At 68.5% G+C, this 9,552-nt stretch carries 11 protein-coding genes and 1 pseudogene; 7 read left to right on the plus strand and 5 right to left on the minus strand.

The genetic code is table 11. The features are described 5' to 3' along the window. The first annotated feature begins 254 nt into the window (after positions 1-254). Positions 255-857 (plus strand): TetR/AcrR family transcriptional regulator, encoded by a 603-nt coding sequence (locus tag WBP48_RS16145; RefSeq protein WP_424441768.1) that lies wholly within the window; start codon positions 255-257, stop codon positions 855-857. Positions 858-880: 23 nt separating this feature from the next. Continuing rightward, positions 881-1,876 carry a type I glyceraldehyde-3-phosphate dehydrogenase gene (gene gap, locus WBP48_RS16150; protein WP_424441769.1) on the plus strand — a complete coding sequence of 332 codons (996 nt, stop codon included), beginning with the start codon at positions 881-883 and terminating at the stop codon, positions 1,874-1,876. Positions 1,877-1,990: 114 nt separating this feature from the next. On the opposite strand, the gene WBP48_RS16155 is transcribed toward gap, so the two are convergent. Together WBP48_RS16155 and WBP48_RS16160 are read right to left on the minus strand one after the other, a co-directional pair. Then, positions 1,991-2,479: an aminoacyl-tRNA deacylase gene (locus tag WBP48_RS16155; RefSeq protein ID WP_424441770.1), complete on the minus strand. Its 489-nt coding sequence runs from the start codon at positions 2,477-2,479 to the stop codon at positions 1,991-1,993. Positions 2,480-2,670: 191 nt separating this feature from the next. Beyond that, entirely contained in the window at positions 2,671-3,249 is a 579-nt protein-coding gene (locus tag WBP48_RS16160; RefSeq protein ID WP_424441771.1) for a DNA helicase, read from the minus strand. Between the two features lie 113 nt (positions 3,250-3,362). Here WBP48_RS16160 and WBP48_RS16165 point away from each other — a divergent pair, with 113 nt between their 5' ends. Then, positions 3,363-3,920, plus strand: coding sequence for a peptidylprolyl isomerase (locus WBP48_RS16165; protein WP_424441772.1), 558 nt, complete (start codon positions 3,363-3,365; stop codon positions 3,918-3,920). A gap of 24 nt (positions 3,921-3,944) precedes the next feature. Further along, positions 3,945-4,802, plus strand: a complete 858-nt coding sequence (locus WBP48_RS16170; RefSeq protein ID WP_424441773.1) for a rhomboid family intramembrane serine protease — start codon at positions 3,945-3,947, stop codon at positions 4,800-4,802. Between the two features lie 87 nt (positions 4,803-4,889). Here WBP48_RS16170 and WBP48_RS16175 read toward each other — a convergent pair whose 3' ends face one another. Further along, entirely contained in the window at positions 4,890-5,129 is a 240-nt protein-coding gene (locus tag WBP48_RS16175) for a cell division protein CrgA (protein ID WP_424441774.1), read from the minus strand. Positions 5,130-5,185: 56 nt separating this feature from the next. Between WBP48_RS16175 and WBP48_RS16180 the strand changes: the two genes are divergently transcribed. The 3 genes from WBP48_RS16180 to WBP48_RS16190 are packed head-to-tail and all read left to right on the plus strand — an operon-like array spanning position 5,186 to position 6,823. Beyond that, positions 5,186-6,010 carry a class E sortase gene (locus WBP48_RS16180; protein ID WP_424441775.1) on the plus strand — a complete coding sequence of 275 codons (825 nt, stop codon included), beginning with the start codon at positions 5,186-5,188 and terminating at the stop codon, positions 6,008-6,010. After that, on the plus strand, positions 6,010-6,168 hold the full coding sequence (locus WBP48_RS16185) for a hypothetical protein (RefSeq protein ID WP_424441776.1): 159 nt from the start codon (positions 6,010-6,012) through the stop codon (positions 6,166-6,168). Before WBP48_RS16180 ends, WBP48_RS16185 begins: the two co-directional genes overlap by 1 nt. Then, positions 6,161-6,823 carry an anthranilate synthase component II gene (locus tag WBP48_RS16190; RefSeq protein ID WP_424441777.1) on the plus strand — a complete coding sequence of 221 codons (663 nt, stop codon included), beginning with the start codon at positions 6,161-6,163 and terminating at the stop codon, positions 6,821-6,823. Before WBP48_RS16185 ends, WBP48_RS16190 begins: the two co-directional genes overlap by 8 nt. On the opposite strand, the gene pknB is transcribed toward WBP48_RS16190, so the two are convergent. Together pknB and WBP48_RS16200 are read right to left on the minus strand one after the other, a co-directional pair. Beyond that, positions 6,801-8,498, minus strand: coding sequence for a Stk1 family PASTA domain-containing Ser/Thr kinase (pknB, locus tag WBP48_RS16195; RefSeq protein WP_424441778.1), 1,698 nt, complete (start codon positions 8,496-8,498; stop codon positions 6,801-6,803). The genes WBP48_RS16190 and pknB overlap by 23 nt on opposite strands. Positions 8,499-8,629: 131 nt before the next feature. After that, positions 8,630-9,552, minus strand: a pseudogene (locus tag WBP48_RS16200) (serine/threonine protein kinase); the annotation flags it as partial.

Consider the following 9,552-nt stretch of genomic DNA (forward strand, 5'->3'; position numbering starts at 1 on the left):
TCTGGGTCATCGTGGGATCACTTTCTGGGTTCTTGGAGGAACACAACGGTCTCCCACGATGGCCCGCCTACGTCAACGACGTCGAGAGCTCCGCGGGGGAATTACACCACGCTATGGGACTCACCCCTGCGGCAGTGCGCGTGGCTGTCGCCAGTGGCGCGCTGTGCGCGGGCGACGAGTGCCGCCTCTTCGCTAGTGCTCAACATGCCGAAGACTTGGCGAATCCTGTACATACTAGGTGTTACAGTGTCTCCATGAGTTCGCGTGATCGGTTGACGGAAGCGATGGCCGAGTTGCTGTGGGAGCGCGGCTATGCCGCGACGAGTCCGCGTGACGTGATGGCGCGCGCTGGAGTCGGCCAGGGCAGCATGTATCACCACTTCAGCGGGAAGCACGACCTGGCCGTCGAGGCGCTGGCGACCGTGACCGGGGATCTGACCGGCGCATCGTCGGTGCTGGATGGGGACGGCTCGCCGCTCGAGCGCATGAAGCGTTACCTCTCGGTGCCGCGGCCGGGTACCCAGGGATGCCCGGTGGGTCGGATGACCCAGGACCCACAAGTCGTCAGGGATGCTGAACTCATCACGATCGTGGCGGATGCCTTCGACGTGGTGCTGGACCGCTGGGAGCAAGCGATCACCGCTGCGGTCGCCGTCGGGGAGTTGCCGACGAGCACCGTCCCGGCCGACCTCGCACGGACTCTCGCCGCGGTACTTCAGGGCGGCTATGTACTTGCCCGCGCGAAAGGCGAGCAGGGACCTATGGATGCCGCGATCCGCGGTGCCATCTGTCTGCTCGATGCCGCTCACGCCGCCGCCGACGCTCACGCCGACGCCGACGCCGACGCCGACCACTGAACCAACTCGACAAGGAGACACTCATGACCGTTCGCATCGGAATCAACGGCTTCGGCCGCATCGGCCGCAGCTACCTGCGTGCGGCGCTGCGCAGTGATGCGGACGTCGACGTCGTCGCGATCAACGACATCGCCGACGCCGCCACGCTCGCGACGCTCCTGGAATGGGACTCGATCGCCGGGCATCTGGACGGGGTGCGGGTGGCGGGTGACGCGATCCTCGTGGGCGACGCACGCATCCGCGTCACCTCCGAGCGCGAACCGGTCCGCATCCCCTGGGGCGAGGAGCGCGTGGATGTCGTCATCGAGTCCACCGGTCGGTTCACCGACGCGGCGAGTGCCCGCCAGCACCTGGTCGCGGGGGCCCGCAAGGTCATCATCTCCGCGCCCGGCGACGGCGATGTGCCCGCGCTGGTGCTCGGAGTCAACGACATGGCCGTCGACCTGACCGGAGAAGTGTTCTCGAACGGGTCGTGCACCACCAACTGCCTCGCTCCGATGGTCAAGGTGCTGCACGAGGCGTTCGGCATCGAGTCCGGGCTGATGACCACGATCCACGCCTACACCAGCGACCAGCGACTCCACGACGCGCCCCACAGCGATCACCGCCGCGCCCGCGCCGCAGCGCTGTCCACCATCCCGACCTCATCCGGTGCCGGCCGCACGATCGGACGGATCTTCCCCGAACTCGACGGGAAGCTCACGGCCGTTTCGCTGCGTGTGCCGGTGCCGGTCGGGTCGATCACCGATCTCACGGCGAAGCTCACTCGGCCGGTGACCGTCGAGGAGGTCAACGCAGCCTTCCGCAGCGCAGCCGATGCGCCCGAGCTGTCGCCCTATCTTGCGTACTCGGAAGCTCCGCTCGTGTCCGCGGATATCGTCGGAAACCCCCACTCGGCGATCTTCGACGCACCTCTCACCCAGGTCGTCGGCGATCAGGTCAAGGTCTTCGCCTGGTATGACAACGAATGGGGCTTCTCGAACCGACTCGTCGAACTCTCACAGCTGGTCAGCGCGTAGAACCCTGAGCGCACGGCATCCGAACGCAACCGGCGCATCGCGGCTGGACTCGAGCATGCGGGTCGCATGACGGATGCCGGTCGCGCTGCCCTCGTTGGGTAGCGACCCAACGACCTAGCGACCGGAGTGGGCTTCGGCAGGCCGGGAGATGTCGGCGACGGTCGCGCCGTACGCGGCGATGAGCGCGTCGGCATCGACGAACAGACTGTAGCCGTGCGCGCCGGCGCCCATCGCGACGCGCTTGCCCACGATCGAAGCGTCGGCATACACCGGCCAATCCGTCGTGCTACCGATCGGGACGATCGTGCCGCGCTCGTAGCCGGTGGCCGCCAACGCGAGTTCGGGCTCCGGCAACCGCAGCTTGTTCGCCCCGACGACCGCGCGCAGCTTCGGCCATGAAATCGCTAGGTCGCCGGGGATGAGCGCGAACAGATACGTGTCGTCCGAGCGCTTGACCACGAGGGTCTTCACGATGTCCGCCGGCGTGAGATCCAACATTTCCGCAGCCTCGGCGAGGGAGGATGCCGCGGGCCGCTCCCGCAGCTCGATCTCGAGTCCGCGCGCGGTCGCGGCGTGCCGGACGCGGTCGAGAGGGTCTGACATGGTCACCATGGTTTCGATACGCCGGGCTGCGCCCGGCTACTCAACCAGCGGGGGTGGGTCGCCCGGCTACTCAACCAGCGGGGTGGGTCGCCCGGCTACGCAACCAGCGGGGTTGGGTCGCCCGGCTACTAACCAGCGGGGGCGGGGCGGGCCGGAGGCTACTCAACCACCGGAGTGGCGTGCCCCGCAGGTCAGGCGTCGGGAGCGGCCAGCGGGTCGTCGGCGACCCACAGCTCGTCGTCGGCGCGCAGGGTCTGCCATGCGGCGTAGATCACCCCGGCCGCCGCGGCGACGCCCAGGATGATCGCGATCACGCCGCCCGTTCCCAAGCCCTTCTTGGCCGGGGCGGGAGCGGAGATGATGAGCTTCTTCGCGGCATCCTTGCCGTACTTGTCCGCCTTCTTCTGCAGCTTCGCGACGTCGATCGACCCGAATCCGCGACCGGCCGCGAGGGCCTCGCGCTTCTCGTTGGCGGCATCCCATACCGACAGCGCCGAACCGATCACCGCGCCGGCCGCCGGCGCGAGGCGCTGATTGTAGACACGCGCCGAGGTCTGCAGTCCCTGACTGACATACGGCGCGGCGTACTTCTCGTAGGTGTGCTGCACGGTGGGAACGACCTGCTCACGGTTGTAGTTGCCGAGCTGGCGTCCGGCCTCGCGGGCGACGTCCCCGGCCTGGCCGAGAAGCACCTGCTGCGAATCCCACAGCGTCGATGCCTGCTCCTGAAGCTTGCGTAGTTCCTTCTTGCGCTTGCGGCTGAGGCTCACGGTGCCCTCCCTGGGGTTCCGGCTGATGACCGTCATCACGGCGGTACGACTCCCCCCATCTTGCCAGACGCCTCCGACCGCGCGAGGGGTTGACAGGTGAAAGAATGCTAAGCATGCCGATCCACACCGCTGTCGCGACGATCCACACCAACCACGGCGACGTCGTCGTCAACCTGTACGGAGACCACGCACCGCGCACGGTGCAGAACTTCATCGGTCTTGCCGATGGCACCCAGGCCTGGACCGACCCCGCGACCGGCAAGCCGGGTGAGGGCCCCCTGTACACCGATGTCGTATTCCACCGCATCATCCCGAACTTCATGATCCAGGGCGGTGATCCGCTCGGGCAGGGTGTCGGCGGGCCCGGTTACACCTTCAACGACGAGATCCACCCCGAGCTCAGCTTCGGCGTGCCGTATCTGCTCGCCATGGCCAACGCGGGCCTACGTCGCAACGCGATCACGGGCAAGGCGGAGGGCACGAACGGTTCTCAGTTCTTCATCACGACCGACCCGACGCCGTGGCTGAACGGCAAGCACACGATCTTCGGCGAGGTCGCCGACGACGCCTCGCGCGAGGTCGTCGACGAGATCTCCGCTGTCCGAACCGCCGCCGGCGACCGTCCCATCGACCCGGTCGTCATCAGCTCGATCGACGTCGTGGCGGTCTGATCCCACGCTCAGGAACCGTCACGCGTGACCGACTCCGACCTCCGCAGCAATCCGGAGAACTTCTGCTACCGGCATCCGGACCGCCAGAGTTTCGTGCTCTGCCAACGGTGCCTGCGGACGATCTGCCCCGAGTGCCAGACTCCGCTGCCGGTAGGGGTGATCTGCCCGGAGTGTCTCGCGGACCAGCAGAAGCAGCAGAAGGCGCAGCACGCGACGGTGACTCGGATGCCGAGGGGGCGCGCGACCGGTAGGGGCGGCCGCCCCCTGGTGACGTATGCCCTGGTCATCGTCACGAGCGTCTCCTTCCTGATCACGCTGATCCCCGGCTTCGGCGACGTCGTGTGGAGTTGGCTCGCGTTCCGCGGCGATCTCGCCTACACCCAGCCGTGGCGACTCGTGACCGTGACGCTCGTGCACGCGGGAATCTGGCACGTCGCCCTGAACATGCTCGCGCTCTGGGCGCTCGGTCGCAGCCTGGAGCCACTGCTGGGGCGGTGGCGCTTTCTCACGCTCTATCTGCTGAGCGCGCTCGGCGGATCGGTGCTCACGGCGATCCTGGCGCCGACGACGGTCGTGGTCGGCGCCTCGGGAGCGGTGTGGGGTCTGCTCGGCGCGATGTTCGTCATCGGCAGGCATCTGGGGGCGAACGTCACCGCGATCGCGGTGATCCTGGGCCTGAACCTCGTCATCACGTTCCTGCCCGGATCGAGCATCGCCTGGCAGGCGCACATCGGCGGCGGCCTGGTCGGGGCGCTGATCGGTGTGATCTTCGCGCGCACGCGAAAGAGCAGTCAGCAACGTGCGCAGGTGTGGCTGCTGATCGCGGTCGCGGCGGGTCTGCTCGCGCTGCTCGCTGTGCCGCTCGCGCTCTACTACGCCTGACCCTGAGGCCTGACCACAGAGTTATCCACAGAATCATCCACATGTGGGGATGAACCACACACGTGTAATTCGCGTGGCGTTGACCCGTCAGCGCCAGCGCGTGGTCATGAGGAAACCGATGAACGCAATGCCGAACCCGATGACCAGGTTCCACCCGGCGATGCCGGGAATCGGCAGCGCCTGGTTGCTCAAGTAGAAAACGATCACCCACAGCAGGCCGAGGATCATGAGGCCCAGCATGATGGGTTTGAACCACACCGGATTGGGGGCGGACTCGCTCTCGCCGGGCTCCGCGAGCTGCCCATCATCCTTGCCTGAACGCGCCATGGCGACGATTCTACCTGTCAGCAGGCCTGCAGCCGGGCTGTGGAAGAATCGGCAGTATGGCGCAAGCGGGACAGGGGGCGCGGCGCACGCGCCCACCGCAGCGGGAACCCGCAGCATCCGCTCCGGCGCCGCGCCGCGGTGCCTCGTTCCTGAGCGTGCTCGGCGAGATCCTCATCACGTTCGGCGTGGTCGCGTTGCTCTACGTGACGTGGCAGATGTGGGTCGGCGACTGGATCATCGGCTCGGAGAAGCACGCCCAGGCGGGCGCCTTGTCGCAGAGCTGGCTGGAGACTCCGCCCGCCACGACCGGCTCGGCCACCCCGCCCCCGGTCGAGAACACCGACCCCACCGATACCCCCGTCCCTGTCCCCGTTCTCGCAAAGCCGGGACACGGCGAGCAGTTCGGGGTCATGTTCGTCCCCCGGTTCGGTCCGCAGTGGCAGTTCACGATCGCGGTCGGCGTTTCCCGCAAGGACATCCTCGACATGGGTGAGATCGGCCACTACCCCGAAACTGCGATGCCGGGCGACGTGGGCAACACCGTCTACGCAGCGCACCGGTGGACTTCGGGCGCGCCCTTCGACCCGATCGACAAGCTCGTCATCGGGGACGCCATCGTCATCCAGACTCCCGACGGCTGGTACACCTACCGCTTCCGCACCCTGGAGTATGTGCAGGACACCCAGGTCGAGGTCCTGCTGCCCGTTCCCCAGCAGCTGAACGTCGCCGCGAACGGCCGCTACCTGACCCTGACGAGCTGCGCGCCCAAGCTCGACATGCTCGAACGCATCATCGCCTACGCCGTGTTCGAGGACTTCACTCCGACCGCCGGCGGCCCGCCGGCGGCCCTGACCGAGCCCGTCGACGGGGGGAGCGCCTGATGTATGCCGCGCTGTGGCGCATCCTGCCCGGGCCCGCATGGGTGCGGGTGCTGATCCTGCTGGCACTGCTGGCGGCCGTGCTGTACGGGCTCTTCTGGTACGTGTTCCCCTGGGTCGGCCAGATCATCAATCCGCAGGAGTCGACCGTCGGTGGGTGACGTCCTCGTCGTCGACAACCACGACAGCTTCGTCCACACCCTGCTCGGATACCTCGACGAGCTCGGCGCGACGACGACGATGATCGAGGCGGATGCCGTGGTGGACCCCGCCGTCGCGCTCACCGGGTTCGCGGGCGTGCTCGTCTCCCCTGGGCCGGGACGGCCCGAACAGGCGGGAGCCTCGGTCGACATCGTGCGCGCGGCGGCGGACCTCGGCATCCCGCTGCTGGGAGTCTGTCTCGGACACCAGGCGCTCGCCGTCGCGTTCGGCGCCGTGGTCGACGAGGCCCCGGAGTTGTGCCACGGCACGACATCGGCGGTCCACCACGATGGCAGCGGCCTGTTCACGGGGATGCCGACGCCGTTCACCGCGACCCGCTACCACTCGCTGGCGGTCGACCCCGCCACTCTCCCGCCGGAGCTGGAGGTCACCGCGCGCACGGCGTCGGGCGTCGTCATGGGTCTCGCCCATCGGGAGTCGCCGCTGTGGGGCGTGCAGTTCCACCCCGAGGCGGTGCTCACCGAGGGGGGCTACGCGCTGCTGGGCAACTGGCTCGAACGGGTCAGCTTTTCAGTGGCGCTGCCGCGCCGTGGGGCGAGAGAGTCTGCCTCGGGGATGCGAGACTTTCGCATCAGGAGCCGGTGCAGACCGTGAGCTGCACCTCGGAGTGGATGGGCACGTCGCCGGGCGGCAGCGACTGCGCGCCGACGACTCGCTCGCCGGGCGCCGCCGAGCAGCCGGGGTCCTCCACGACGACCGGGCTCAGCTTCAGCGAGGTGACCTCGCGCTCCGCGGCGTCCACTGTGTAGCCGACGAGGTTGTTGAGCACGACGTTGCCGCTCGCGACCTCGAGGTTGACAGTCGTGCCGACCGGCACCTCCGAGCCCTCGGGCTGGTCGGCCGAGATCACGGTGTCGGCGGCGAGGTCGGGATCGTTCTTGGGGCGGATCGCGCCGAGCTTCAAACCGGCCTGCTGGAGCGCGGCCTCGGCATCCGTCGCCGACATTCCCGCCAGCGTCGGCACCGTGCTCATCTCCTGGCCCGTCGACACGTAGACCTTGATCTGCTGACCGGGCTCGACGGTGGTCCCGGCGGCGGGGTCGGTGCGGATGACGTTGTCCTTCGCGACCCGGTCGCTGCTCTCCTCGAGTCGGGCGCCCTCCAGATCGTTGTTGGTCAACTCTTCGGTCGCGCGCTCCCACGACATCTCGACGATGTCCGGGACGATGCGAGCGTTGGGGGGCAGGCTCGGACCCGGCCGCGAAGTCAGCACCCAGATGAGCACGGAGACGAGCACGACGGCGAGGACGGCCACCCCCGCCCAGATCCATGCGACGGGGGGCCCGGACTGGGTTCGCCGCATCGTCGTGTCGGTCGTCAACTGCCGCAGGGACCGGGCGGTCTCGGCGGCCTGGCGCGGGCTCGCGCCGTACAGCTCGCTCGTCAGCGCCCCCAGCTGCTTCTTGGTCGGCGCCTTGCCTTCGAGCGTCGTGCCCAGCGCCTCTCGAAACGACGCGGCATCCTGGTATCGCTGGAACGGGTCCTTCGCAAGCGCGCGCAGGACCACGGCATCCAGCGTGCGCGGCACGCTGTCGATGAGTTCCGACGGCGGGATGGGCGTCTCGCTGACGTGCTGGTAGGCCACCGCGACCGGCGACTCGCCACGGAACGGGGTGCGGCCGGTGAGCAGCTCGTACAGCACGACGCCGGCCGAGTACAGGTCGGCGCGGGTATCGACCGGCTCGCCCTTGGCCTGCTCGGGGGAGAAGTAGGCGGCGGTGCCGATGATGGCGGTCGTCTCCGCGACGGTCGACGACGAGTCGGACACCGCGCGGGCGATGCCGAAGTCCATGACCTTCACCTGGCCGCCGCGCGCGATCATGACGTTGCCCGGTTTGATGTCGCGGTGCACGACCCCGGCGCGATGCGAATACTCCAGAGCCTCGAGGATGCCGTCGACGTAGCGGACGGCATCGGCGATCGGTACTTGCCCCTGCGCGATGATGTCCTTCAGCAGTACGCCATCGACGAGTTCCATGACGATGTAGGGCACGGCATGGGTGGTGCCGTCGGCATCCGTCTCGGTGTCCTCGCCCGCGTCGAACACCCGCACGATCGTCGGGTGCGACATGCGCGACGCTGCCTGCGCTTCCAGCCGGAAGCGCGTGCGGAACGCGTTGTCGTCGGCGAGATCGCGCTTGAGGATCTTGATCGCGACCTCGCGGCCCAGGGTGAGGTCGTGAGCGCGGTAGACGCTGGCCATGCCGCCGCGACCGATGATCTCATCGACGCGGTAGCGTTCGGACAGCACGCGAGGCTCTGCAGACACTTCACTCCCCCTGCCCGCGACGACCCGGGCGCACTCGACAGCTCAGCCTAATCGACCGTGCTGAGTGCGAAACGGATGTCGGGTCAGTGGCCCAGGGCCGCCGCACCGTGGGGTGGGGAAACCCGCCGGGGTCAGTCCTCGGAGTCCGGGGTCGGCGTGGACGTGGGGTCCGGGGCGGCGGGCGTGGCGGGAGTCTCCGAAGGGATCGCCGCCTGACCCTCCGGCGAGGCTGCGGACTCGCGATCGCCGCACTGCGCGGTGTACGAGACCAGGATCAGCGACCCGGGCGCTATGTTCGCGTTGGCCGTGACCGCCAGGCTTCGCGGGCTCGCCGGCGCTTGATAGGTCGTGTCGTTGTTCGCCGCGAAGGTGCCGTTGATGACGGTCATGTTGAACGCCGTCAGGGAGGAGCCGGCGGGGCAGGAGAACGACTGCCACGTGACCGTGTACGAGGTCGACCCCTGCGGGTTGTTCACGACGGTCGGTGCCGTCGGGGTCGCGATCGGCGACTGCTCGTCGTAGAACGTCAGCACGATCGACTGATCGAGCGTGACGTTCCCGCCCGACGGGTCGGTCTGGTAGATCTTCCCGACGTCGTCGGCGGTCGCTGCGGCCGATCCGGGCACGCAGGTGACGGCGGTGAGGTTGTGCTCCGCGGCGATCGATCTCGCCTCGTCGCAGGTGCGGTCGATGAAGTCCAGATCGGCCATCGGAACGGTCGTCGGCTCAGGCGTGGGCGTCTCGGACGGCGGCGGAGACTCGCTCGGGGTCGACTGCGACGGAGACGGCGCGGGTTCGCCGCCCGAGCCCGACATCATGGCGAACACCGTGCCACCGAGCACCAGCAGCAGGATCACGATGAGGGCGACGAGGGGCCACGTCCACGGGCTGCGCCTCTTCTCCTCGGCGACCTCCTCCTCCTCGGGGGCGGGCGCTGCCGCCGGCAGGATGCGCGTGGCCTCCTGCGTCACGAGACCCGGGGTGAGCACCTGTGTCGCCTCGTCCACGGGCGCGCTCCCGGCGATGGCCGGGACGATGGCGGCAGCCCCTGCGA

Source organism: Microbacterium sp. (genome assembly GCF_049661145.1).
Lineage (GTDB): Bacteria > Actinomycetota > Actinomycetes > Actinomycetales > Microbacteriaceae > Microbacterium.

Bases quoted from the DNA above. Each gene is read 5' to 3' on its own strand.
- WBP48_RS16145 (WP_424441768.1), top strand. From the start codon at position 255: ATGAGTTCGCGTGATCGGTTGACGGAAGCGATGGCCGAGTTGCTGTGG.
- gap (WP_424441769.1), top strand. From the start codon at position 881: ATGACCGTTCGCATCGGAATCAACGGCTTCGGCCGCATCGGCCGCAGC.
- WBP48_RS16155 (WP_424441770.1), bottom strand. From the start codon at position 2,479: ATGTCAGACCCTCTCGACCGCGTCCGGCACGCCGCGACCGCGCGCGGA.
- WBP48_RS16165 (WP_424441772.1), top strand. From the start codon at position 3,363: ATGCCGATCCACACCGCTGTCGCGACGATCCACACCAACCACGGCGAC.
- WBP48_RS16175 (WP_424441774.1), bottom strand. From the start codon at position 5,129: ATGGCGCGTTCAGGCAAGGATGATGGGCAGCTCGCGGAGCCCGGCGAG.
- WBP48_RS16180 (WP_424441775.1), top strand. From the start codon at position 5,186: ATGGCGCAAGCGGGACAGGGGGCGCGGCGCACGCGCCCACCGCAGCGG.
- WBP48_RS16185 (WP_424441776.1), top strand. From the start codon at position 6,010: ATGTATGCCGCGCTGTGGCGCATCCTGCCCGGGCCCGCATGGGTGCGG.